This window comes from Mycobacterium pinniadriaticum (assembly GCF_026242045.1).
Classification (GTDB): Bacteria; Actinomycetota; Actinomycetes; order Mycobacteriales; family Mycobacteriaceae; genus Mycobacterium; species Mycobacterium pinniadriaticum.
The window spans coordinates 23,193-46,876 of the sequence record NZ_JAPJDO010000024.1; the positions used below are offsets into that span (position 1 = coordinate 23,193).

The window sequence follows — 23,684 nt, forward strand, 5'->3', positions numbered from 1 at the left end:
AGCAGACGCAGAGTCGCACAATTCGGATCGCAGCAATGCGATTCTGCGTCTGCTCGGAGTAGGTTGCAGGGATTGCGTCAGTGCGGACGGAAGGGATAGCGCATGCCGAACAAGGTTTTCGTCGTCGGGGTCGGGATGACCAAGTTCGAGAAACCGGGACGCCGCGAAGGCTGGGACTACCCCCAGATGGCCAACGAGTCGGGCACCAAAGCACTGGCCGATGCCGGCATCGACTACTCAGAGGTGGAGCAGGGCTTCGTCGGCTACTGCTCGGGTGACTCCACCTCCGGGCAGCGCGCTCTCTACGAGCTCGGTATGACCGGCATCCCGATCGTGAACGTCAACAACAACTGTTCGACGGGATCCACCGCGCTGTACCTGGCCGCGCAGGCCATCCGCGGCGGCCTGGCCGACTGCACGATCGCGCTCGGCTTCGAGAAGATGCAGCCCGGCTCGCTGGGCGCCGGGGCGGAGGACCGCGAATCGCCGCTGATGCGCCACATCGTCGCCCTCAACGAAACCGATCCGATGGCGTTTCCGGTGGCGCCGTGGATGTTCGGCGCCGCCGGCCGCGAGCACATGAAGAAATACGGCACCACCGCTGAGCATTTTGCAAAGATCGGCTACAAGAACCACAAGCATTCGGTGAACAATCCGTATGCGCAGTTCCAGGAGGAGTACACCCTCGACGACATCCTGGGCGCGAAGATGATCTCCGATCCGCTGACCAAGCTGCAGTGCTCGCCGACCTCGGACGGCTCCGGCGCGGCGATCGTGGTCAGCGAGGAGTTCGTCGACTCACACGGCCTGGCTAGTCAGGCGGTGGAGATCGTCGGGCAGGCCATGACCACCGACTTCGCTTCGACGTTCGACGGCAGCGCGGCCAATATCATCGGCTACGACATGAATGTTCAGGCCGCACAACAGGTTTACGATCAGTCCGGACTCGGCCCGGAGGACTTCCAGGTGATCGAGTTGCATGACTGCTTCTCGGCCAACGAGCTGTTGTTGTACGAAGCCCTTGGCCTGTGCGGCCCTGGCGAGGCAGCGTCGCTCATCGATTCCGACGACACCTCCTATGGCGGACGTTGGGTGGTCAACCCGTCGGGCGGGCTGATCTCCAAGGGGCATCCGCTCGGTGCGACCGGCCTGGCGCAGTGCGCCGAGCTGACCTGGCAGCTGCGCGGTGCCGCCGACAAGCGGCAGGTGGACAACGTCAACGCCGCGCTGCAGCACAACATCGGGCTGGGCGGGGCGGCCGTGGTGACCGCTTACCAGCGCGCCGAGCGCTAGGACTTCTTCCCGCGAGCAGACACAAACTCACCCAAATCCTCGGCGTGTCGCGGAAGTTTGCGTCTGCTCGCGCTAGGAGACGTACGTGACGTCGTAGACGTCGTCGGCGTGGCGAGCCCGGATGGTCTTCTTGTCGTACTTGCCGACGCTGGTGCGCGGAATCTCGTCGATGAATGTCCACCGTTCCGGGAGCCACCACCGAACCACCTTGTCGGCCAAGAAGTTCCGCAGCTCCTCCGGGGACACCGCGGCGCCCTCCTGGACGACGATGGCGGCCAGCGGACGTTCCTGCCAGCGTTCGTCGGGCACCCCGACCACCGCCGCTTCCCGGACCGCCGGATGGGCGATCAGGTGGTTCTCCAGCTCCACCGAGGAGATCCACTCGCCGCCGGACTTGATGACGTCCTTGGCGCGGTCGGTCAGCGTGATGTAGCCCTGATCGTCGATGCGGCCCACGTCACCGGTGCGCAGCCAGCCGGACTGGAACTTCGAGGAGTCGGTGTTGCGGTAATACGAGCCGGTGATCCACGGCCCGCGCACCTCCAGCTCGCCCACCGCTTCGCCGTCGCTGGGCAGCACCGCACCTTCGTCGTCGACGATGCGGGCCTCGACACCGCACATCGGTCGGCCCTGCGTGCCGCGGATCTCCCACACCTTGTCCTCGGGTGTGTTGGGCGCCGGCCAGGCCAGCGTGGCCATCGGCGACGTCTCGGTCATCCCCCACAGCTGACGGATCTGCACACCGTAGCGCTCTTCGAATGTCTTCATCAGCGACACCGGTACCGCCGAACCGCCGCACGCGACCAGCCGCAACGACGAGATGTCGTGTCCGGGATAGCGGTCCAGGTAGTTCATCACGTCGTTCCAGATCGTGGGTACCGCACCGGCCACCGTCGGCCGCTGCGTCTCGACCAGATCCACCAGCGACTTGGCGTCCATGTAGCGGTCCGGAAGCACGATGTCGGCGCCGGCCATCAATGCCGCATACGGCAGCCCCCAGGCGTTGGCATGAAACATCGGCACAATCGGAAACGCCTTGTCCGAGAAGCTCAGGCCCATACCGTTGCCGGAGCAGACCGCCATCGAGTGCAGGTAGCTCGACCGGTGCCCGTACACCACACCTTTCGGATGCCCGGTGGTGCCACTGGTGTAGCACATTGCGGCAGCGGCATTTTCGTCGATGTCGGGCCAGTCGAATTCACACGACTCCGCGGCGGTGATCTCGTCGTAGCGCAACACCCGCTTGCCGGATGCCTGCAGCGGCGCCAGGTCACCGGCGCCGACGGCGATCACGGTGTGCACCGTCTCCATCCGCGGCAACACCGGTGCCAGGATCGGCGCCAGCGACAGGTCGGCGATCACCACTTTGTCCTCGGCCTCGTAGGCGACGAACTCGATCTGCTCGGGGAACAGGCGGATGTTCAGGGTGTGCAGCACCGCCCCCATCGACGGAACCGCGACGTAGGCCTCCAGGTGTTCTTGGTTGTTCCACATGAACGTGGCCACCCGGTCGTCACCCGTCACGCCCAGGCGCCGCAAGGCGTTGGCGAGGCGGCCGGCCTGCTGACCCACGTCCCGGTAGGTCGCGTGCCGGTAGCCGTCGCCGGTCGCTGTCGTGACCGTGCGATCGCCGTGGACGGTGACGGCATACCGCAGGATCGCGGCGACCGTCAGCGGAAAGTCCTGCATGGTGCTCTGCATGGGCCCGAATCTATCGCGGCGAACACCGCGGGGACCCCGAGATGGCCCAGCCGGTCGGCACGACGGGTGCCGGACGCCGCCACCACCGAAGCGTGAACCGGCGACGCCGACGCCCACCCGGTGCCCGTCGTCCAGGCGCAGCGCACACGGTGACCGAGCCTGACGCGGTTGCCAGAGAGCCGTGTCGTGGTCACCGGGGTGGTGTTCACCCCGACCCCGGTTGACACACTGTGTTCTTCGCAACTGTTCAGCCCGGGGCCGTGAGCGATCACGCGTGGCAAGCTCGGGCCATGGTGCTGAAGTCGATCGTCCTGTTCGTCGCCGCGGCACTGCTGGAAATCGGCGGCGCGTGGCTGGTGTGGCAGGGAGTTCGCGAACACCGCGGCTGGCTGTGGGCTGGCTTTGGCGTAATCGCCCTGGGCGCTTATGGTTTCGTGGCCACACTGCAGCCCGACGCACATTTCGGCCGGATCTTGGCGGCTTATGGTGGCGTGTTCGTCGCGGGCTCACTGCTGTGGGGAATGGTGGCCGACGGATTCCGCCCTGATCGCTGGGATGTGACGGGCTCCCTGATCTGCCTGCTGGGCGTGGCATTGATCATGTATGCCCCGCGCGGCAACTGAACGCACGGCGGGCCCGGCCGGTTCGCCGACCGGGCCCGCCCGCGGGTACTACTGGTGCGCCTCCTGGCGCTTCTCTTCGGTCTTGGCCTCGGCGCGAGCCTTCTCGGCCTCGGCTTCCTTGGCCGCGGCGTCACGCTGCGCATCGGCCTTGTCCTGCTGGGCCTTGCCCTCCTCGGTGAGGTCGCCCCGGCCGGTGACGGTTCCGATGGCTTCCTTGGCCTTGCCCTTGACGTCCTCGACGACGCCCTTGATGCCCTCTTCGGGTCCGCTGTTGTCTGCCATGGGTCCTCCTCAATGGCTGTGGTTGCTGTGCAGGATGGGGCGCATGAGCACCGATACATCCCATCTGGTGAGGCGGGCCGGTTCCGGCGATGGTCTACGTTGACCGTGCCGCGCTGCCCGCCCACGCTTCGGGTTTCCCCACCCGTCGCCGGCTAAACAACCTCAGTCGGAGAGCAATTCGCTTCACCGCACCGCCCGACGGGCCGGACCGGTTTCTCTGCCAGCGAAACCGCTGACCGATGGCGGAACGTTTCCGGAGGCGGCGACGATGTATCAGGAGGATCATTGGGCCGGAAAAGAGGAGGCGCGGTTATGCGGACCGCATTGGCACTTGCCGCGGTAGCGGCGGTGGGCGGAATCGTCGCGGGACCCGCCGCGACGGCATGGGCCGAACAATCGGCACAGGAAACGATCAACCAGCTGCAGCAGCAGGGTTACACCGTCAACATCGACCGCATCGGAACCGGTCCCCTGTCGAAGTGTGTCGTCACCAGCGTGCGCAATCCTCAAACTGTGACTCAGTGGGTGCCCTACGTCGGTCCGGGGAAGGGCAATGATCGCACCATCCTGGTGCCGGTCGTCACCAGCCAGACCATCTCGGTGTCACTGGACTGCAGCTCGCATTAGCGCGATTTGCCCGCCTCCTCCTCAGGCCGTACCCGGCCCGCATCGTCGGCGAGCTAGTCGAGGTCGACGCGGATGGTGAGTAGGTTGTCTCCCATCGCGCGCACTGCTGCACTGTTCATCCGCGGAAGTTCGGCCAGCCTGGCCCGCGCATCGTCGTCGGGTAACAGGGTGGCCGTTCCGCTGTGCCAGCTCCCCCGAACGCGGACCCGAACACGCGGATCCGCCGCGATGTTGCGGACGTACTGCGATCGATCACCGAACTCCGACACCAGCCAGAATTCTTTGCCGTCGAGCCGTCCACCGATCGGAGTACGCCGGGGTTGCCCGGATTTTCGTCCGGTGGTTTCCAGCAGCGTCTGGATCGGGACCAACCGCATCATCGGGTTGGCGAACCGGCGCTGGATGAAGCTGACGATCTGCTGCCGGGGAGTCGTGGTCATGACTCCATCGTGGCAGCTGGCTCAGGATGCCGCGATAGCCAACTGCGGCAGCGGGGCCGCCACCTCGAGCCGGAGCGCGGTGATCGTGCCGGTGTAGTCGGCCGCATACAGCCGGTTGCGGACCGGGTCGGCGGCCAGGCAGGACAGCTGGGGGCCGATGACGACACTGTCGACGATCTCGGTGGTCGCCGTGCACAGGACGGCGATCTCGTCCCGGTCGACGATGTAGGCGCATCGGCCGCCACGGCCGAGCACCAGCTGCGTGGGCACTCCGCCCATTGCGATGACGTCGGTGACCCGCGCGCCCACGACGTCGATGACATGGATGACGCCGCCGTGTCCGGCATCCCAGCCGGTGGCAAAGACGGTGCGGCCGTTGGGCATAACCGCGATGTCACCGATGGAACCCGCCGTCGCGACGAGGTCGCGGACCACCCGGTCCTGGGCGTCGATGATCGCCAGCACGCCGCCGGCGGGGGTGGTCAACGCGGCGAACAGGCGGCTTCCGTCGGAGCTCAGGCACAGTGCCGCGACAGAGGCGCCCGGGCCGACCGGGATCTCGATCGGGGCGATGTCGCCGGTCTCGATGTCGACGGCGGCGATGTCGACGGTGTCGTCGGCCGTCCGCGCCACGTAGAGGACGTCGGCGGCCGGGCTGACCGCCAACCCGCCGGCGGTCATCTCGAAGGTCTTGGCCGCCAGCGGCTTCCCGCTGCGGGGATCGATGGCAACGACGGCGTCGCGCTCGTTCGAGGCCGCGCTGACATAGGCCCGATCGGCCACGACGACGGCGGCGTAGGGCTCGCTGAGGCCATCGATGGTGGCCGTCACCGAGAGTGTGGCGGCGTCGAGGACGCACACGACGTCGGCGCCGTAGTGCGCGGTGACCAGATAGCGGCCATCGGGGCTCACGGCCATGTCACTGACCGGCCCGTGTCCGGCGGCGAGCGTCTTGGCGATCGTGACGACCGGCGCGGCGATGGGCTCGGTCGGTGGCTCCAGTTCGGCGCCGCGCAGCAGTTGCGGGAGCAGGGCACCGATCGGGGTACGCCGGATCGCCGGCAACGGCGACAGCCACGGAGAGGGCGCCACGGGGACTCGCTCAGCCACCGCAACACCGGCCACTTCCGTAACTCCCGTTGTGTTTGCCATGATCTCGTACCTCCGCCGGCCTGCATTCAGCCGAGCCTTGCCTTCTGTCCGTATGCGTTACCTGCTGGTAACGACCCTGGTTGAGTGTAGCGAGGGAATTCACCAAGAATTCTCGGCTTTCCAGAACCCATTTCCCATAAACCCCGCGGGTCTCAGGAAGCGCTAAGGCGGCGCCCGTTATCAATTCGTTGCATTAGTTGTGACGACCCCGGCATATGCCCAATAACCAGCGGATTCAATGGATTTCAAGATCATGAATCAAGCGCTTGAACGACACCCCGGCTTAGATTTTCTTACCCGCTGAGAACCGAAAGAGGCAGAAATCACAATGCCTCAGTTGCGTCTAAATTATTAAGGAAACTTCTTACTTATTGACGATGCCGGCGGCTGGCGGCGTCCATTTCCCGACTCGCGCGATCGTGAACGCCCTCGATGTTCGCTGATCGGCATGGTTAGCGAGTGAGTCTCAACAATTCGCCAGTGGTCCAGATCACACCATCTGTTCGACGGTCTCGCGGCTGCGGACCGGATCGCTGCCGAGTATGTACCTCGGCTCGGTGTGGGCGACGGTGGTGCCGCCCGCGACCCGCTCTTGGGCCTGCTTGAATTCCGGCAGCGGCCCCATCGCCGCCCAGACTCCGTTGAGGGCGGCCCAGGTGGCCGCGCGACGCGCCGCCCGTTCGATGGGGTGCGGCCGGCGGTAGGCGATCATCTCGGCCGCCCAGTCCGGCATGGCGTCGCGGATCGCCCAGTCGAAGAATTTGGCTTCTTGTGGGACGTCCGGGTTGTTCATCAGGTTGGGCCCGGTGAACTGAGCGGCGCCATGAGTAAGGGCCAGGCGCGGCAAATACGAGCGTAAACACTCGAGCGTCTCGGCCTTGGTCGCCGGCAGGTCCGTACCGCCCAGCGCGTGGCCGACCCGGACGAACTCGCCGTAGTAGCGGTCGATATTGCGCAGCGGCGCCGGATGGTAGAGCTCGTGCCCGGTCGCGATGCCCCAGACCACCGTCGCGTAGTTCCAGCGCAGCCACTCGGGATCGTCGGCGTCGTAGGGCAGGCCGTCGGGGCGCACTCCCTTGATGGTGTGGTGCATGGCGCGCACCGTCTGCGCCACCCGCTCGGCGGTCTCGGTGGACCCGTACGCCGTCCCGATGAAGAACGCCACCGAGTGGGCCAGCCGCACCTGGGAACCCTTGAGGTCCAGCCGGCCGGTGGAGTTGCCGTCGTCATCGTGTTCGACGACCCGCGAGTGGTCGGAGCCCATCGGAGAAGATACTGGGGTCGAACCGCTCGATGAAGGCGGCGCACTGCAACCCGAAGATCAGTGCCGAGGTGTGCGAGTGCACGTGCCAGACGGCGCTGCCGGGACCGAACCAGCCGGGATCGCCCGCTGGCGCATCGAATTCCAGGCCACGGAGGAACTGTCCGCGGATGTTCCGGTCGAAATCGGATCGCACCTTGCGCTCGAGAAGTTGGTGCGGCAGCAGCAGTTTCATCTCGGCTGGCTCCTTTCCCGGTGGCGAACCATCTGGTCACACCCGTAACCAAAATAGCACGGCGCCGGCATCAGGCGGGTATATCCTCGGCCCATGCCGAGTGCGACCCGATGGGCCGGGGTGTCCGCCGCCGATCGCCAGGCCGAACGACGGGCGCTGCTGGTTCGCGCCGCTCTCGGGTTGTTCGGCGACGGCGGGGAAGGCGCGGTGTCCGTGCGGTCGGTGTGCCGAGCCGCCGAGTTGAACACCCGGTACTTCTACGAGAGCTTCACCGACACCGACGAACTGCTGGGCGCGGTCTACGACGAGGTGGCCGGAGAACTCGGAGCCGTCCTGACCGCGGCGATGGCCAGTGCACACGACGATCGGTCACGGCTGCGGTCCGGCATCCGCGCCGTCCTCGACTTCAGCTCGGCCGACCCGCGCCGCGGAAAGATCTTGTTCACCGAGGCGCGCACCAACCCGGTGCTGGCCGCGCGACGCACCCTGGCCCAGGACCACCTACGCGAGCTCGTCCTCGACGAGCAGCGTCGGACCGTACCTGAATCCGACCGGGTGGCAACCGAAGTCGGCGCCGCGATGTATGCGGGGGCGATGGCCGAGCTCGCCCAGCAGTGGCTGGCCGGCACCCTAGGGGACGACGTCGACGCCGTCGTCACCCACGCCGTTCGGCTGCTGCTGCCGAACTGAGCCCCGGTCCGTCCCCAAGAGCGCGATCCAGGCCGGCCCGGCGCCGAAGATGGCTGGTTGGCCTGGCCGCGCCCGCGCAATAAGCTGATCAGCGACCCGATCGAGGAGCATGAGCCGATGAACCCAGACGACGATCCCGAGAAACGGATTCAGGAACTCGAGCGCCCGTTGACCGAGATGGCTCACACGAGCGAACTGGGGACCCCCGGATCTCAAAGCGGCTGGCCGCAACCGCCCCCCGCCCCACCCGGCTACTACGGTCCGCCGATGCCGCCGCCGATGCCATCTTCGTCGCCCGGCCTCCGCATCGGCTGGATTGTGCTGGCGCTGATGGTCGTTGGGCTGATCGTCGGCGGCGGCGCGATCCTGGCCACGTCGATGTTCGCCGCCAACCGCTCCTCGACCGGCGGCCCGGCGGTCTCCGGTGGAGGCGACACGTTCACCACGCCGAGCCGGCCCAGCACCCGAACGCCGACCCCGTCGGCGCCGTCCAACTCGGCGGCCACGGTGGTGCCCCCGCCGCCGGGCGGCAGCCTCAGCGTCGCCGGCATCAACGAGAACAAACGGATCACCTGCGACGACAGCGTGGTCACCATCAGCGGCGTGGACAACACCGTGGTCATCACCGGGCACTGCAGACTGGTTCAGGTGTCCGGCATGGACAACGTGGTGACCGTCGACATCGCCGACGCCATCGAAGCCTCCGGCATGGACAACAAGGTCACCTATCGGGGCGGCTCGCCGAAGATCGGCAAGTCCGGCTTCGGGAACACCGTCGAGGCGGGCTGACCTCTAACGCAACGGGACGAAGCGGGTCAACTTGCCGGTCGCCCGGCGACGCGGCAATTGCTCGACCACCGCGACGCTGATCGTCGGATGCCGAAGACCGTAGCGCCGCATAGCGGTCGCCAGAGCGCGGGACAGTGCCACCGGATCGGGTTGGCCGACGACAAGGATCTCCGCGCCGGTCGTGGTCTGGGTGACCTGGTACTCGGTGACCTGCGAGTCGGTGCCCAGTACATGGCGAAAAGCACTGGCCGGCACGGTGATCCCAGTATAGGTGAAGTCGTCGTCGCGGCGCCCCGTGACGTCGGCGACTCGAGCGAACGCACTCCCGCACGGGCACCGCCCCGGCAGGAAGGTGATCTCGTCGCCCAGGTCGTAGCGGATGAAGGGGAAGGTCCGGTTGGCCAGTCCGGTGGCCAGCGTGCGGGCGGCCGGTTCATCGGGGGCCACCGGCATACCGTCGCCATCGACTCGTTCGAGGATCACCTCGTCCTCGCAGACGTGCAGGCCATCGTCGTACCCGCAGCCGACAGCCTGAACACCGATCTCGGTTGAGCCCCATAGGTTATGGATGGTCGCACCCCAGGCCTGGCCGATGGCGACGCGATCTTCTGGCAACAACGGCTCGGAATTCGTGCTGACCCGGCGTGGCCGGATCGCCAGTTCGCCGGCCAGCGTCGCACGGGCAAGCCGGCCGATCACCGTCGCATATCCGGCAATATGTGTCGGCGCCACCGCCGCCACCTCGGCCAGCACCCGGTCGAATGGCGCGCCCGCCTCGATCACCGTCGTCCGCATCCCGTCGCGGGTCGGCACGTCGAACAGCGGCGTACTGGCGTGTGGGGGCACGGCCGCGGTGAGAACCGCCAACCGGCTTTCCCCGGCAACCGGGTCGTGAAGCTCGTCGCGGGCCTGCATCCGCCACGCGAGGCAGGCGGCACTGATGAAGAACGGCCAATCCCAGACGTAGACGCCGCGCACGCCGCTGGACCCGCCCGAACTGAAAACCTGCTGATTGTGCTCGGTGTACGAAAACCATTGTTGCTCGGCCAGAATACGCTCGGCACGGGCCCGGTTCAGGTCGGGCACGGTGATCACCGCATCCCATTCGTTCTGCGCCTGCTGCTTGGTCATCACCGGCACGGCGGCCAGTTCAGCTGATGCGGGGTCCAGGCCGGCCAGTCGCGCGGCGTGAAACGGCGAGCGCTCTCGGGCATAGGCCAGCAATGCCCGCAACCGATTGCCACTATGGCGTTCGATCTGCGCACGCGACCACTCCAGGCGACCCAGATGGTCCTCGAGCGCCGCCGAGACCGCCGCCAGGTGGGCCGCGCGGATGCGGCCGTATTCGGCACGTGGGTCCGGCATCTGTCGGGGATCCGGTCCTAGTTCGCGCAGGCGTCGGGCGCGTCGCCGCGAACCGGTGCGTCGACGGGAAGGGTATAGGTGATCACCACCCGGGCCGCCGATCCCGATTCGTTGCCGACCCGGTGGGGCATACCAGCGGGGATGTACACCGCCTGGCCGGCGCCGTAGGTGACCGGATCGCACGCGGTGGCGGTCTGCACCGCCACGGAGCCGCCGGTGATCACCGACAGCTCGGCGCCCGGATGGGTGTGCCAGCCGCTGGCCGCGCCGGGTTGCATATCGAGACCCTGCACGACGAGCGTCGTGGGCCCGTCGGTGGCGATCGACACCGGCGCCTCGGTGCTGCCCTCCGCGATGTCGGTGCGCACGGCATCACCGCTGGGAGGTGTCGCGCCGGTCGTCGGCACAGGCACTACCGCGCACAGCGCGGAGGCGATCCCCGCGACGGTCAACCCTCGGACGATCATGGCACTCCTCCTCGTCGATCGTTGCGCCTCAGCCTGGCCCACATCGGGTCGAAGCGTGCGCGAAATCGAGCACACGGCCCTACATCGCGTTAGCGTGAACCACACCCCAACAATCGAGAAATGGGAGGAAACGCATGGCAACCAGATGGTTACGGCGAATTATTTCTCGACAACGAATCGGCCGGACGGCCGTCACCGTAGCGGTGGCCGCGCTCATGGCAGTGCTCGCCGCCGGGTTGATCACCCCGGCCCGGGCATCGGCCGACGGCGAGAACTACCTGATTGCCACGGATATCACCTTCGCGCCGTTCGAATTCCAGGACAAGAATGGCCAATTCGTCGGCATCGACATCGACCTCATCAATGAGATCGCCAAGAACCAGAACTTTTCGGTGACCATAAAGCCGCTCGGATTCGACGCGGCACTGCAGGCCGTTCAGGCCAACCAGGCCGACGGCGTGATCGCCGGGATGTCGATCACCGACGAGCGCAAGAAGGTGTTCGACTTCTCCGACCCCTATTTCGAGTCCGGCGTGCAGATGGCGGTGCTGGCGACCAACGACGACATCACCTCCTATGACGATCTGCGGGGCAAACGGGTCGCGGTGAAGAACGGCACCGAAGGGGCCACGTTCGCCGAGTCCATCAAGGACAAGTACGGCTTCACCACGGTCTACTTCGCTGATTCCGCCTCGATGTACGACGAGGTCCGCACCGGCAACTCCGCCGCGATCTTCGACGACTACCCGGTGCTGCTGTACGGCATTGCACAGGGCAACGGGTTCAAGACGGTCGGGCCCAAGCAGCAGGGCTCCAGTTACGGCTTCGCGGTCAACAAGGGGCACAATGCCGAACTGCTCACGAAGTTCAACGACGGCCTGAACAACTTGCGGGAATCCGGACGTTACGACGAGATCATCAACAGCTATCTGGGCAAGGGCGCCGCCGAAACGGACAATTCGTTCTTCGGGCTGTTGAAGAGCACCTTCCCGATTCTGATGGAAGGCCTCAGGATGACCCTCATCCTGACGGTCGTCTCGATCGCGATCGCGCTGGTGCTCGGCATCGTGTTCGGACTCCTGCGTGTTTCGCGGGCGATCTGGCTGCGGGCGATCGGCACCACCTATGTCGACATCTTCCGCGGCACACCATTGCTGGTGCAGGCCTTCTTCATCTATTTCGGCATCCCGGCCGCGCTGGGCTTTCAGATGTCGGCGCTGACAGCCGGCATCATCACGCTGTCGCTGAACGCCGGCGCATACATGACCGAGATCGTCCGTGGCGGTATCCAGTCGGTCGACAAGGGTCAGATGGAGGCGGCCCGGAGCCTGGGCATCGGCTATCTGCCGACGATGCGCAAAGTCATTCTGCCGCAGGCGATCCGCACGATGATCCCGTCCTATATCAACCAATTCGTGATCACGTTGAAGGACACCTCGATCCTGTCGGTGATCGGCATTGCGGAGCTGACTCAGACCGGGCGCATCATCATCGCCCGCAACTTCCAGTCGTTCAACATGTGGCTGATCATCGGGATCATCTACTTCATCGTCATCATGGCGCTGACCAAGCTCTCGGACTACCTCGAGAAAAGGATCGTGAAATGACCGAGCCCGCTACCGAATCCACCGGGCCCGCGGGGACCGTCAAGATCCAGATCGACGGACTCAAGAAGGCGTTCGGCAGTCTCGTCGTCCTCGACGGCATCACCACCGACATCAAGGAAGGCGAGGTGGTCTGTGTCATCGGGCCGTCGGGCTCCGGGAAGTCGACGTTCCTGCGGTGCCTGAACAAACTGGAGGACATCACCGCGGGCAAGGTGGTCATCGATCAGTTCGACCTGACCGACCCCAAGGTCGACCTGGACAAGGTCCGCCAGCACATCGGCATGGTATTCCAGCATTTCAATCTCTTCCCGCACATGACGGTGCTGCAGAACGTCACGCTGGCTCCGCTGATGACCAAGAAGATGGACAAGGCCGCAGCGGAGAAGAAGGCGATGGAGCTGCTCGGCCAGGTGGGGCTGGCGGAGAAGGCGAACGTGAAGCCGTCCACCTTGTCCGGTGGACAGAAACAGCGCGTGGCGATCGCCCGGGCATTGTGCATGGGTCCCTCGATCATGCTGTTCGACGAGGCCACCAGTGCACTGGATCCCGAGATGGTCGGCGATGTGCTGCAGGTACTCCGCGATCTCGCCGAGGGCGGCATGACGATGGTGGTGGTCACCCATGAGATGGGTTTCGCCAGGGAGGTGTCCTCGCGGGTGATCTTCATGGCCGACGGCAACATCGTGGAGGACGACACCCCCGACGAGGTGTTCGGCAACCCCAAGAGCGAACGGTTGCAGGAGTTCCTGTCGAAGGTGCTCTGACTACGACGCCGCCGCCTGCATGCTGTACGGCTGGGCGGTACGAGCGGCGAGGTACTCCGGCCGGGGCTCCGCGGCGGCGAAGGGTTCGCACAGCTTGTTGACCACCGAATTGAACACCAGGAAGATGTTCGACCGCGGATAGGGCGTGATGTTGGACCCCGATCCGTGCATGATGTTGCAGTCGAACCACAGACCGGTCCCGGGCGGGCCGGTGATCTGGGCGATGCCGTGCCGGGCGGCCGCCGCCGTCAACGTGTCGTGATCGGGTACACCGATCTCCTGCCGGATCAACGAGGAGTCGTAGTTGCGCTCCGGGGTGGCGCCGACGCACGGATAGAACGTCTTGTGCGTTCCGGGCATGACCATCAAAGAACCGTTGTAGGCGAAGTTCTCGGTGAGGGCGATCGAGCACGACACCGCCCGCATGGCGGGCATGCCATCCTCGGCGTGCCACGTCTCGAAGTCGGAGTGCCAATAGAACCCGCTGCCGATGAAGCCCGGCATGACATTGATCCGCGCCTGATGCAGGTAGACGTCGCTGCCCAGCAACTGGCGGGCCACCGGCAACACCGTATCCAGGCCGATGATCTCGGCGATCACGTCGCTGAACACGTGCGGCTCGAACACCGAACGAAGACTCCCCTGCCGTTCGCGAACAATGCGGGGGTCGTCGTCGCCCGCCTGACGAGAAATCCGGTCGAGTTCCTCGGCCACCGGCGTCAACCAGTTCTGTCCCAGGGTCTGAGGGCGGAGCAGGTACCCGTCGGTCGCTACTGCGCGCAGGTCCGCGTCGCACAGCGGACCATCGGCCTCCTGCCCCCACACCGTGGGTTCCATCCGTGCGATCGGGGCCATCGCCCGGTCCAGCCGCGTGGGATAGTTGTCGAGCGTTCTAGCGGTCATTTGACCAGCTCCGCGGGCGGATACGTGCCGGTCTCGTCGTGAATCTCCTTCCCCGTGACCGGCGGATTGAAGACACACATCATCCGGAGTTGGTCCTCACAGGTCACCCTGTGACGCTCGTGGCCATCCAGCAGATACATCGTGCCGGGACGCAGCGGATGCTCCTCGCCGGTCTCGTGGTTGGTCAGCGTTCCGCTGCCTTCGACCACCCACACCGCCTCGACGTGGTGACGGTAGTGGAATTCACTCACGGAGCCGGCATTGATGGTGGTCTCGTGGAAGGAGAATCCGACACCGTCACCGGCCAGAATGATGCGTTTGGATCTCCAGTCCTTGGCCGATACATCGCGGTCGGTGCCGGTGATCTCATCGGTGGTTCGGACAATCACTGGTGCACTCCTCGGTCTGAGGTTGTCACGGCGATGGACTCTGCGAGAATGTCCATGCCGTAGTTGATTTCGGACTCCGAGGTGGTCAGGGGCGGCAACAGCTTCACCACCTCGTCGCTGGGTCCGCTGGTCTCGACCAGCAGGCCGCGATCGAAGGCCGCGCGGCACACCTCCGCGGCGGCGGGCGCATCCTCGAATTTCAAGCCCTGCGCCATCCCGCGTCCGCGCGCATCGATTCCCGGATAGGACGCCGCAACCGCCTCCAGCCGTTCACGCATCAGCCGACCCTTCGCGGCCGTCTGCGCGGCGAAAGCACCGTCGCGCCAATACCCTTCGAGGGCAGCGGCAGCGGTCACGAAGGCCGGGTTGTGACCGCGGAAGGTGCCGTTGTGTTCGCCAGGTGCCCATACATCGAGTTCACGACGGAACAGCGTGAGCGCCAACGGCAACCCGTATCCGCTGATCGACTTGGACAGGGTGACGATGTCGGGAGTGATGCCGGCTTCCTCGAAGCTGAAGAACGGGCCGGTCCGTCCGCAACCCATCTGGATATCGTCGACGATGAGCAGGATGTCGCGACGCTCGCACAGTTCGGCGAGCGCGCGCAGCCATTCCAGCCGGGCCACGTTGAGTCCGCCCTCGCCCTGCACGGTTTCCACGATCACCGCGGCGGGACGGTTGAGCCCCCCGCCGGAATCGTCGAGCACCCGCTCGAACCAGTGGAAATCCTCGGTGACGCCGTCGAAGTAATTGTCGTAGGGCATCGGGGTCGCATGAACCAGCGGGATACCCGCACCGGCCCGCTTCATGGAATTTCCGGTGACTGACAGCGATCCCAGCGTCATCCCGTGGAACGCGTTGGTGAAGTTGATGACCGACTCGCGACCGGTCACCTTTCTGGCCAGCTTGAGCGCCGCCTCGACGGCGTTCGTACCGGTGGGGCCTGGGAATTGCACCTTGTAGTCCACACCCCGCGGAGCGAGGATCAACCGCTCGAAGGTCTCCAGAAAGGCGGTCTTCGCCTCGGTCGCCATGTCCAGCGAGTGCACGATCATGTCGCGGCCCAGGTAGTCGATCAGCGGCCGTTTGAGAATCGGATTGTTGTGCCCATAATTGAGCGCGCCTGCGCCGGCGAAGAAATCGAGATACCGACGCCCCGTGCTGTCGGTCAACCAGGACCCGCTGGCTCCGGCCATCACCACCGGCCAGCCGCGGCAGTAGCTCCGTACTTCGGATTCCACCGTGTCGTAGACCTCGGGTAAATCAGACTCGTTGAGAGAAGGCATCATTGCCTGGCTAGTCATGTTTCCTTTCCGGTTTTTCAGTCGGTGAGAGCCGCGGTGATGGGGCCGATGCGCAGAATCGGCTCGTCCTCATGGGCGCCCTCGGGATCGAGAAGATCGGCGGTGAAATGGGACTGCTCGGTGATCGGGACGCCGTGACGTCGCGCGAAACCACTGAAGAATGCCCGTGACGCGCGATTGCCGGGAGCCACGGTCGCTTCGACCGTGACGGGATGGCCGTGTCGGGCCCTGCGGACCCGGTCCACGAGCGCGTCGAGCATGGTCGCCGCCAGCCCGGTCCCCTGGGCGTGTTCAGCCACCGCGACCTGCCAGACGAACAACACCTCCGGCCTGGCGGGCGGGTGGTACGCCGTGATCAATCCGCACAGCTCCCCGTCGCAATCCGCAACGATGGAGGACGCGGCAAAGTCAGTGGCGATCAGCAGGTATGCGTACGTCGAATTGACGTCGAGCACGCGGGTCGCGGCGACCAATTGCTGCATCGCGACGGCGTCGGCACCGACCGGGCGCCGCAGGTAACGCGCCCACGGTACTCGTTGCCTGGTAGCACCCTCCGCACCAGCGGCATGCGGACTCTTCAGCCCACGATTGTCCAAAGCATTCATAACGGGTTTGACACTCACCACCGAACAAGCAATCGATCATCATCAGTTCAAGTCTTCGGCGAGGTGACCGTAGGACAGCAAAAGGTCGACGGGCAAGCGGCGAGATACGGCGACCACCTGCACATCAGCCACTCCCCACCGGCGCTACCAGTGCAGACAGCCGTCATGGAGGTTTGGCTCACAACCGGTGGCCGTTATCAGATTGTTATCAACGAACGGTCGGCATCGGTTGCTCGAAATCAACGATTGTCGCGAATAAATCTTTGCCAACTGCTGAGGTCACACCGGCGGCGGAGCACCGGCAACGCGTGACGAGCCCCCGTTGCGGTCTTGCCAGAACCGGTACACCTCGACAGCGTCCTCCCGCGGCTCGTAACGCATCGGCAGCCGACGCTGCTGCCAGGGTTTGGCGAATTCGGCATAGAAGGTGTCGAACTCGAAATACTTTCGGTCGTCGACGTAGTGCGGCTGGTAGTCTTCCCTGGCGGTCAGAAAGATGACCTCGTCCGGCGAGCAGTAGTAAAGGGCGCCAAGGCACATCGGGCACGGGTGGGCCAGCACATAGATGGTGGTCCCGAGCAGGTGTTCGGTTCCGATTCGCACGCACGCCTCGCGGATCGCGAGTATCTCGGCGTGAGCGGTCGGATCATGGGTTTGGGCAACCCGATTCGGGCTCTCGGCCAGAACCTCACCGTCTTTGACGATGACTGTGGCGAAGGGTCTACCGCCCTCGGCGACGTTGCGTCTGGCGATGTCTATCGTGCGCGCGGCGAAATCAACCACACATACCAGGCTAGACCGGTCGCGCGCGGTGGCCCAGCGTCAGCACGTAAGCCGGCGCGGCCGGTATCCGCTCGGGCAGCCGCACCCACAGCATCGAGTCCTTCACCTGCCAGTCCACCGGTTCACCGAGAGCCGGCATCCGCACCTCGGCCACCTCGCTCGCGTCGAGGCCGCGGATCCCGAACTCGGCCGTCGACACCTCCAGCAACACGGCATTGATCGCACCGTTGCGCTGGGTGAACCGAACCGCACCGCCTTGGGTCGTGGTCGTCTCCGCGATGTGCCACGGCCGGGTTCCGAAGACGGCTTCGCCGTTGCCGCGCAACCACTGTCCCAACCCACGCAGCGGGGTCAGCTGTTCACCGGGGATACGGCCGCGTTCGTCCGGGCCGATGCCGATCAGCAGGTTGCCGTTCTTGGCCACGATGTCGACGAGGGAACGGACCAGTTCGGTGGCGGTCACGATGTCTTCGGGCCGCTCGTTGCGGTTGGCGCCGAACGAGTGCCCCACCCCGCGGGTGGCTTCCCACTTCTTCTCCTGGATGGTCTCGAACCGGGTGTATTCCGGGGTGCGAATGTCGTAGTGGTGACTGGCCGGGAAGGTCAGCGACCTGCGGTCCGCAGGTATCAAGGGCCAAAAGCGTTGCACCAGAGACCCGCCCAGGCGGATCAGTGAGTCAGAGATCGCCCCTCGGTATGCGGGTGGCTGGATCCACCGGTCGTTGATCACCCCGTCCGGTACTGCGTTGTAGTACTCGGCGAACAGCGCTGCCAGATCACCGCCCGCCGGCCAGCAGATGTCGTTCCACAGCACCGAGGGCGAATAACGCCCGATCAGCTCGCGTACGTGTTCGGTGGCGTAGTGGCGGTAGTCGGGGGTATGCGGGACGGCGAGGAGGCTGTCGGCCGGGTTCTCCAGGAGCGCATCGTTGTAGGGCCAGTCGTACCCGCCCGAGTAGTAGAGACCCATGCGCAGGCCGGCGTCGAGAACGGCGCTGCGCAGATCGCCGACGATGTCCCGCTTCGCGCGGTAGCGGCCCTTGCGGGGATGTTCCAGCGCCGTGGGCCACAGGCAGAAACCGTCATGGTGTTTGGCGGTGAGCACCACATAACCCGCTCCTGCATCGCGGCACACCTCGGCGATGGCCGCCATATCGGCATTCGCGGTGCCCTGGTCGAACGGGGCGACGAAGTCGTCGTAGGTGGCATCGGGTCCGTAAGTGTCGCGCTGGTGATACCAGGTGGGACTGCCCTCCAGCCGGCTGGAGTTGAGATACCACTCGGCGTAAGGGTTGTCGCGCAACAGGTCTGCGGGACCCTTGGTCGTGAGCAGCTCTTGGATGTCGGGTACCTGCGGCGCCCATCCGGGCACCGAGTACAGCCCCCAGTGCAGGAAGATCCCGAGCTTGGCATCGTCGTACCAATCCGGCAGCGGATGCGTTCCCACCGATTCCCAGGTTGGGGCGTACATGGGCGCAGGGTACGCGTAGGTTGACTCCGATGAGGGCGTTCGCGATCGGTATTGCCGGTTTGACCGCGGCGATGACGCTCGCGGCGCCGGCGGGCGCCGTGCCCGATATCAACTGCCGGCTGACCACTCCCGCTACCGAGGTGTCGAGTGTGGCGCAGTTGCCGACGCCGCTGACGAAACTGATCGGGCCGATCGCCGACATCGGTGCACCGTTCAACAGCACCGATAGCGTGCTGGATCCGTCCCTTCCGTTTCGGCGACTGATCCGCGCCGGCCACCGCAACGACGACTGGTTCGCCTGGTACGAACACGGCGGGATCACCTACTTCTGGCAGGCCGTCGTCGTGCGCATCGGCAGCGACAACTCGGTGACGAGCCTCGCCAACGGCGGGACGATCGGCGACACGCTGTGCGCGATCACCGACGGCGCCTTCGACGGCACGGTTCCGCCCTACCCGCCCGGGTCCTGGGCAGCCGGCAGCTTCTGAAATCTGATCATCGGCGAGACGTTCGGCTGACGACGCTTGGTGGCGGAGTCCCCTCTCCGAGCCACCCCCATTTTTAAGTTGTACACAATTTAGTTGTGTCCTATAGTTCTGGTCGTGACCACTCCCCGCCTCGACGATCAGCTGTGTTTCGCCCTGTACTCGGCGTCGCGTGCGGTCACGGCGGCCTACCGTCCCCTACTCGCGGAACTGAACCTCACCTACCCGCAGTACCTGGTGCTGCTGGTGTTGTGGGAGGAGGACCGCGCCAGCGTGGGCCGGCTCTGCCAACGGCTGCACCTCGACTCCGGCACCCTCTCACCGTTGCTCAAACGCCTGGAGGCGGTGGGGTATGTGACCAGAGAACGATCCGCCGAGGATGAGCGGCGAGTCGACGTTCTCCTCACGCCGGCCGGTAAACGACTGCAGGACAAGGCTTCCTGCGTGCCCGAGCGGTTGCTCGCGGCATCGGAGATGAGCCTGGAAGAGATCCTCGCCCTGCGCGATGCAGTTGTACGACTGACCGACACATTGAACCAGTGAACAGAAGGGAATCGAGATGAACGTGCTCTACACCGCCGAAGCGCTGGCCACCGGGGAAGGCCGGGACGGCCACGGGCGAACCTCCGACGGCAAGATCGACCTCGATCTGAGCATCCAGAAGGAGCTGGGCGGCTCCGGCGTCGGGACCAACCCCGAGCAGCTTTTCGCTGTCGGCTACGCCGCCTGCTATCACTCCGCGCTGCGCCTGGTCGCCCGCCAGGAGAAAGCCGACGTCACCGATTCGGTTGTGGGCGCGAAAGTTTCGCTGGGAAGCAACGACGCCGGCGGTTTCGTCCTGGCCGTCGAACTCGAGGTGGTGCTGCCCAACGTCGACCACGACACCGCCGTCGCGCTGGCCGACAAGGCCCATCAAGTGTGCCCGTATTCCAACGCCACGCGCGGCAACATCGACGTGAAGTTGACCGTCACCGACGACTGACGATCACGCGGGACGCCGCGAGGACGGCTTGCCGTTCTTCTCCGCGTACATCGGCTCGTCGGCGCGGGCGAGCAATTCGTCCATGGTTTGGGTGTCGGACGCAGGCACCGACACCAGTCCGACGCTGGCTGACAGTTCGTACGTACGGTTCCGCACCATAACGCCGGGATGTCGACCGCGCTGCCGACCCGCGGCCTGCACGCCGAGTCGACGATCGACGCGCTGCCACTCGACGCGATCCTGACGTTCGCAGAGATCACCTCGTTGCGCCTGGTGAAGATCGACGTCGAACTGTCACCGCGATGGTGGCCCGACCCGCACCTACGACCGGTAGATGTGCTGCGGCCATTCAGCAAGGCCGGTTTCAACGTGTACAGGATGAAGAACAGTTACTCGGCGTGGCGGTATTTGTGGCCCAACCAGGTGAGTGATGCGATTCGACTGCGTGAGCCGCTCACCAGACGGGTACAGCGACTGGACCTCGTGCTCTCGCGCCACAATGGCGACCGCCTGGCGATCGATGGGCGATCGTGATCGGGCGGGCAGACCCGGCGTTCCCGCGGATTCTGCCCGCATCGATCACTCCGCTGGTCACCGGCAGTGACTATTTGTCTGCATCATCCGAGCCCAATGCCCGGTCAGCACTGCGAATAAGGTTGCGGTTGAACTGATATTGCGCAGTGACGAGCTTGTCCGCAAGCTCGATCGCGGCGTCGACGAGCTTTGTGCGCAGCGGTTGCAGCGCCTCGGGCACGGCCTCGTTGACGGTCTGGCGGAAGATCCGCAGGGCATCGGCCGCAGCATTCTGGCCCACCTTGGCCGATTCGTGTACTTCCTCGAGAAGTTCGCCGGCGGGTGATGGATCAGTACGCGCATCGCTGACGTCGGGCATATCAGGTCCTCTCTACAAGTTGGATGACTACTGCCACAAACGCTATTGCGCACCCGCGCTCAGCCCTATGGACGAAGGTCCCGAAGCGGGCGGAAGAAAGTCGTCGGCTGCCAGGACCACCCCTTGGATGCTGGCGATTGACCTCTGGCCGATCTCCGGCCAATCTCCACGGAACCTCCAAGCCGCGACCGCGCCGTTCGGCCACCCTCGAAGTCATCAGTTCACGAGCCCGACGGCTCCCCCGCACAGGAGGCTTCACGATGACAACGAACCACAATCTCAAGTATCACCTGGCACTGACCGCTGCCGGCGCGCTCGCGGCGCTCGGGATGCTGGTCAGCCTGGCCAGCCCGGCTCAGGCCGAGTCGGCGGCGGTCACGATCGGGCAGTTGGAGGCGCAGGGGTTCGACGTCAAGGTCGACCGGATCGGCTCAGCGCCGCTGGATCAGTGCACTGTCACCAGCGTGCGCAATCCACAGGATCAAACCCAATTCGTGGAGCTCGACCGCGGTCGTGGCCGTGACATCCTGGTACCGATCGTGGTGAACCGCACGATCACAGTGTCGCTGAACTGCTCCCGCTGACATCGACGGCTACCTATCAGACCGAACAGATGGTGGTGATCGGCAGCGGCCTGATCGGGCCGTTGCCGATCATCGACGCACGTCTTGGGGCACCATCCCCGGCGTTCCCGCCGTGATCACCGCGCGACTCCGTTCCGCCACAATGGGAATCGGCATCTTGACCCGCCACCGGTCGTAACTGAGGAATCCGTTGACCTCATTCTCGACATCGGTGGTCTGGGTGTAGACCGCACCGGACAGGCCGTCTCTTCGGACGATCTCCTCCAGCGCCCGGCTGACTTCCACATATCGATCGGTCAGGCGCACCGGGTCGTTGGCCATCTCGTAGGCCTGTGGCCGTCCTGGCCACCGGTTCTTGTCGAGCACCAGCCCCAATCCGCCGTATTCGCCGTCGACCGTCACCCGCTTGTCGACGGGCACGGGACCTCGCTGGTGCGCCTTCGAACGGTTGTTGAGCAGCTTGGGCCGGCCGGGACCCACGTAGGTGTGATCGTCGTAGATGTCGCCGGCCCTGGTGTCCCCGCGCGACTTGCAGCAGTTCACTCCACTGTTGGCATCCACCATGCGCGTCGGGTCGGCGGTCTTGACCACACCGGCGATTCGCGCAGTATCGAATTCGCTCCAGCCTTCGTTGAACGGCACCCAGCCCACGATCGATGTCACACTGCGCAGCTGGTCGATCATGGCCAGCAATTCCTTCTGGAAATTGGCCTTGGCTGCCGGGGCCGGCTCCGGCGCGGGGCCCACCGGAATATCGAGCGACACATCGAGCGAGGGCATGTCCTGCCACACCATCAGGCCCAGCTTGTCCGCCCAGTAGTACCACCGCGCCGGTTCGACCTTGCCGTGCTTGCGCACGAAGTTCATCCCCAGTTCCTTGATCCGGAGGAGGTCGGACTTCAACGCGCCGTCGGTGGGCGCGGTGTAGATCCCGTCCGGCCAGTAGCCCTGGTCCAGCGGGCCGTGCAAGAAAGTGATCCTGCCGTTCAACGCGATTCGCGGCCGGCCCTGCGCGTCGGGAACCGTCCCGATCGTGCGCAACCCGGCGTAGCTGGAAACCGCATCCACCACCTTTCCCGACGGGTCGACCAGCGCGACCTTGAGGTCGTACAGATGCGGATCGTCGGGAGTCCACACGCGCGGAGCGGGGATGGGCAGTCGGATGGTGTCACCCGCACCCGCCGACCCGACCGCCACGACGCGGCCACCGGGCTCGGCGACGAACACCACGGCGCGCTGACCCCTGGTTCCGGCCACCCGGGGCGTGACCGACATGCTCGTCAGATCCGTGGCGATGTCGAGCTTGTCGATGTAGGCGGCGTGCACCGGTTCCATCCACACCGTCTGCCAGATTCCAGATGCGCCCGTATAGAACAGCCCCTCGGGTTTGTTGCGCTGCTTCCCGACCGGAAAGGGGTTGGCCTCGTTGCGATCTCGGACCCGCACCGTGATCTCCTGGGCCCCCGGCCACCGCAGCGCCTCGGTGATGTCGGCACTGAATCCGGTGTAACCGCCGTTATGGTGGGCCACCTCTTTGTTGTTCACCCACACGGTGGCGACCTGATCCACGGCACCGAAGTGCAACAGCACGTGCCGGCCGACCCAATTGCTCGGTAGCTTGACCACCTTGCGATACCACATCTCGTCGTCATGGCGCTCGATGCCGGACAGGGCCGACTCGACGGGGTACGGGACCAGGATCTGCTCGCGGTAAGCGCTTGGTGGCGGCGGAGCGGGCAGGACAGTGCCCGTGGACCTACCCAGATAGCCCCACACCCCGTTGAGGTTCAGCCAGGCGCTGCGCGCCATCTGCGGTCGCGGGTAATTCGGCAACGCGTTCTCCGGCCCCACCAGCTTCGTCCACGGAGTGGGCAGAAGCGCGGCCTTCGGATGCCACATCACCACCGCGTTCGCCGACGGGCTTGCGATGGTCGCGAAAGCCAGAAGCGTCAATGTGACTGCGGCGGCGGCGCGGCCAGCCCAGAGGCGA

At 65.4% G+C, this 23,684-nt stretch carries 26 protein-coding genes and 1 pseudogene; 12 read left to right on the top strand and 15 right to left on the bottom strand.

What is annotated here, in order from left to right; translation table 11 throughout:
* Positions 1 to 102: 102 nt before the first annotated feature.
* Positions 103 to 1,293 carry a lipid-transfer protein gene (locus tag ORI27_RS22350; protein ID WP_265999252.1) on the top strand — a complete coding sequence of 397 codons (1,191 nt, stop codon included), beginning with the start codon at positions 103 to 105 and terminating at the stop codon, positions 1,291 to 1,293.
* A gap of 72 nt (positions 1,294 to 1,365) precedes the next feature.
* On the opposite strand, the gene ORI27_RS22355 is transcribed toward ORI27_RS22350, so the two are convergent.
* Complete coding sequence (locus ORI27_RS22355; RefSeq protein ID WP_265999253.1) at positions 1,366 to 2,994, bottom strand: fatty acid--CoA ligase; 1,629 nt, start codon at positions 2,992 to 2,994, stop codon at positions 1,366 to 1,368.
* A 290-nt stretch (positions 2,995 to 3,284) separates the two neighbouring features.
* Between ORI27_RS22355 and ORI27_RS22360 the strand changes: the two genes are divergently transcribed.
* Positions 3,285 to 3,617, top strand: a complete 333-nt coding sequence (locus ORI27_RS22360; RefSeq protein ID WP_265999320.1) for a YnfA family protein — start codon at positions 3,285 to 3,287, stop codon at positions 3,615 to 3,617.
* Between the two features lie 48 nt (positions 3,618 to 3,665).
* On the opposite strand, the gene mbp1 is transcribed toward ORI27_RS22360, so the two are convergent.
* Entirely contained in the window at positions 3,666 to 3,899 is a 234-nt protein-coding gene (mbp1, locus tag ORI27_RS22365; protein ID WP_265999254.1) for a microaggregate-binding protein 1, read from the bottom strand.
* 312 nt (positions 3,900 to 4,211) lie between these two features.
* Between mbp1 and ORI27_RS22370 the strand changes: the two genes are divergently transcribed.
* Positions 4,212 to 4,526, top strand: a complete 315-nt coding sequence (locus ORI27_RS22370) for a hypothetical protein (RefSeq protein WP_265999255.1) — start codon at positions 4,212 to 4,214, stop codon at positions 4,524 to 4,526.
* 53 nt (positions 4,527 to 4,579) lie between these two features.
* On the opposite strand, the gene ORI27_RS22375 is transcribed toward ORI27_RS22370, so the two are convergent.
* The 3 genes and pseudogenes from ORI27_RS22375 to ORI27_RS22385 form a co-directional block, all read right to left on the bottom strand.
* Positions 4,580 to 4,966, bottom strand: coding sequence for a nitroreductase/quinone reductase family protein (locus ORI27_RS22375; RefSeq protein WP_265999256.1), 387 nt, complete (start codon positions 4,964 to 4,966; stop codon positions 4,580 to 4,582).
* 21 nt (positions 4,967 to 4,987) lie between these two features.
* On the bottom strand, positions 4,988 to 6,118 hold the full coding sequence (locus ORI27_RS22380) for a YncE family protein (protein WP_265999257.1): 1,131 nt from the start codon (positions 6,116 to 6,118) through the stop codon (positions 4,988 to 4,990).
* Positions 6,119 to 6,608: 490 nt separating this feature from the next.
* Positions 6,609 to 7,608: pseudogene (locus tag ORI27_RS22385) on the bottom strand (oxygenase MpaB family protein).
* A gap of 99 nt (positions 7,609 to 7,707) precedes the next feature.
* Here ORI27_RS22385 and ORI27_RS22390 point away from each other — a divergent pair.
* Together ORI27_RS22390 and ORI27_RS22395 are read left to right on the top strand one after the other, a co-directional pair.
* On the top strand, positions 7,708 to 8,304 hold the full coding sequence (locus ORI27_RS22390) for a TetR/AcrR family transcriptional regulator (RefSeq protein WP_265999258.1): 597 nt from the start codon (positions 7,708 to 7,710) through the stop codon (positions 8,302 to 8,304).
* A 117-nt stretch (positions 8,305 to 8,421) separates the two neighbouring features.
* Positions 8,422 to 9,093 carry a DUF3060 domain-containing protein gene (locus ORI27_RS22395; protein ID WP_265999259.1) on the top strand — a complete coding sequence of 224 codons (672 nt, stop codon included), beginning with the start codon at positions 8,422 to 8,424 and terminating at the stop codon, positions 9,091 to 9,093.
* A gap of 3 nt (positions 9,094 to 9,096) precedes the next feature.
* Here the strand turns inward: ORI27_RS22395 and ORI27_RS22400 are convergent, their stop codons facing one another.
* Both ORI27_RS22400 and ORI27_RS22405 read right to left on the bottom strand, forming a co-directional pair.
* Complete coding sequence (locus ORI27_RS22400) at positions 9,097 to 10,458, bottom strand: phenylacetate--CoA ligase family protein (protein ID WP_265999260.1); 1,362 nt, start codon at positions 10,456 to 10,458, stop codon at positions 9,097 to 9,099.
* A 17-nt stretch (positions 10,459 to 10,475) separates the two neighbouring features.
* Positions 10,476 to 10,925 (bottom strand): cupin domain-containing protein, encoded by a 450-nt coding sequence (locus tag ORI27_RS22405; protein WP_265999261.1) that lies wholly within the window; start codon positions 10,923 to 10,925, stop codon positions 10,476 to 10,478.
* 215 nt (positions 10,926 to 11,140) lie between these two features.
* On the opposite strand from ORI27_RS22405, the gene ORI27_RS22410 reads away from it, so the two are divergent.
* Together ORI27_RS22410 and ORI27_RS22415 are read left to right on the top strand one after the other, a co-directional pair.
* Positions 11,141 to 12,532, top strand: a complete 1,392-nt coding sequence (locus ORI27_RS22410; RefSeq protein ID WP_265999262.1) for an amino acid ABC transporter substrate-binding protein/permease — start codon at positions 11,141 to 11,143, stop codon at positions 12,530 to 12,532.
* Complete coding sequence (locus ORI27_RS22415; protein ID WP_265999263.1) at positions 12,529 to 13,296, top strand: amino acid ABC transporter ATP-binding protein; 768 nt, start codon at positions 12,529 to 12,531, stop codon at positions 13,294 to 13,296. Before ORI27_RS22410 ends, ORI27_RS22415 begins: the two co-directional genes overlap by 4 nt.
* Here ORI27_RS22415 and thpD read toward each other — a convergent pair whose 3' ends face one another.
* The 6 genes from thpD to ORI27_RS22445 form a co-directional block, all read right to left on the bottom strand.
* Complete coding sequence (gene thpD, locus ORI27_RS22420; RefSeq protein WP_265999264.1) at positions 13,297 to 14,199, bottom strand: ectoine hydroxylase; 903 nt, start codon at positions 14,197 to 14,199, stop codon at positions 13,297 to 13,299.
* A complete protein-coding gene (locus ORI27_RS22425) occupies positions 14,196 to 14,588 on the bottom strand; it encodes an ectoine synthase (protein ID WP_265999265.1) in 393 nt (130 codons plus the stop codon). The genes thpD and ORI27_RS22425 overlap by 4 nt, the downstream gene beginning before the upstream one ends.
* Complete coding sequence (gene ectB, locus ORI27_RS22430) at positions 14,585 to 15,892, bottom strand: diaminobutyrate--2-oxoglutarate transaminase (RefSeq protein WP_265999266.1); 1,308 nt, start codon at positions 15,890 to 15,892, stop codon at positions 14,585 to 14,587. The genes ORI27_RS22425 and ectB overlap by 4 nt, the downstream gene beginning before the upstream one ends.
* 17 nt (positions 15,893 to 15,909) lie before the next feature.
* Positions 15,910 to 16,497: a diaminobutyrate acetyltransferase gene (gene ectA / locus ORI27_RS22435; RefSeq protein ID WP_265999267.1), complete on the bottom strand. Its 588-nt coding sequence runs from the start codon at positions 16,495 to 16,497 to the stop codon at positions 15,910 to 15,912.
* Positions 16,498 to 16,776: 279 nt separating this feature from the next.
* Complete coding sequence (locus ORI27_RS22440; protein ID WP_265999268.1) at positions 16,777 to 17,280, bottom strand: nucleoside deaminase; 504 nt, start codon at positions 17,278 to 17,280, stop codon at positions 16,777 to 16,779.
* A gap of 10 nt (positions 17,281 to 17,290) precedes the next feature.
* Positions 17,291 to 18,751, bottom strand: a complete 1,461-nt coding sequence (locus ORI27_RS22445) for an alpha-L-fucosidase (RefSeq protein ID WP_265999269.1) — start codon at positions 18,749 to 18,751, stop codon at positions 17,291 to 17,293.
* Between the two features lie 29 nt (positions 18,752 to 18,780).
* Between ORI27_RS22445 and ORI27_RS22450 the strand changes: the two genes are divergently transcribed.
* The 4 genes from ORI27_RS22450 to ORI27_RS22465 all read left to right on the top strand — a co-directional run bounded on the left by ORI27_RS22450 (position 18,781) and on the right by ORI27_RS22465 (position 20,752).
* Positions 18,781 to 19,239: a hypothetical protein gene (locus tag ORI27_RS22450; RefSeq protein ID WP_265999270.1), complete on the top strand. Its 459-nt coding sequence runs from the start codon at positions 18,781 to 18,783 to the stop codon at positions 19,237 to 19,239.
* A 114-nt stretch (positions 19,240 to 19,353) separates the two neighbouring features.
* A complete protein-coding gene (locus tag ORI27_RS22455; RefSeq protein ID WP_265999271.1) occupies positions 19,354 to 19,779 on the top strand; it encodes a MarR family winged helix-turn-helix transcriptional regulator in 426 nt (141 codons plus the stop codon).
* Between the two features lie 16 nt (positions 19,780 to 19,795).
* Positions 19,796 to 20,218: an organic hydroperoxide resistance protein gene (locus ORI27_RS22460; RefSeq protein ID WP_265999272.1), complete on the top strand. Its 423-nt coding sequence runs from the start codon at positions 19,796 to 19,798 to the stop codon at positions 20,216 to 20,218.
* Positions 20,219 to 20,386: 168 nt separating this feature from the next.
* Complete coding sequence (locus tag ORI27_RS22465; RefSeq protein WP_265999273.1) at positions 20,387 to 20,752, top strand: hypothetical protein; 366 nt, start codon at positions 20,387 to 20,389, stop codon at positions 20,750 to 20,752.
* Positions 20,753 to 20,822: 70 nt separating this feature from the next.
* Here ORI27_RS22465 and ORI27_RS22470 read toward each other — a convergent pair whose 3' ends face one another.
* Positions 20,823 to 21,110 carry a hypothetical protein gene (locus ORI27_RS22470; RefSeq protein WP_265999274.1) on the bottom strand — a complete coding sequence of 96 codons (288 nt, stop codon included), beginning with the start codon at positions 21,108 to 21,110 and terminating at the stop codon, positions 20,823 to 20,825.
* Positions 21,111 to 21,370: 260 nt separating this feature from the next.
* Between ORI27_RS22470 and ORI27_RS22475 the strand changes: the two genes are divergently transcribed.
* Positions 21,371 to 21,694, top strand: a complete 324-nt coding sequence (locus tag ORI27_RS22475) for a hypothetical protein (protein ID WP_265999275.1) — start codon at positions 21,371 to 21,373, stop codon at positions 21,692 to 21,694.
* Between the two features lie 69 nt (positions 21,695 to 21,763).
* Here ORI27_RS22475 and ORI27_RS22480 read toward each other — a convergent pair whose 3' ends face one another.
* Positions 21,764 to 23,593 carry a glycoside hydrolase family 2 protein gene (locus ORI27_RS22480; RefSeq protein ID WP_265999321.1) on the bottom strand — a complete coding sequence of 610 codons (1,830 nt, stop codon included), beginning with the start codon at positions 23,591 to 23,593 and terminating at the stop codon, positions 21,764 to 21,766.
* Positions 23,594 to 23,684: the final 91 nt, after the last annotated feature.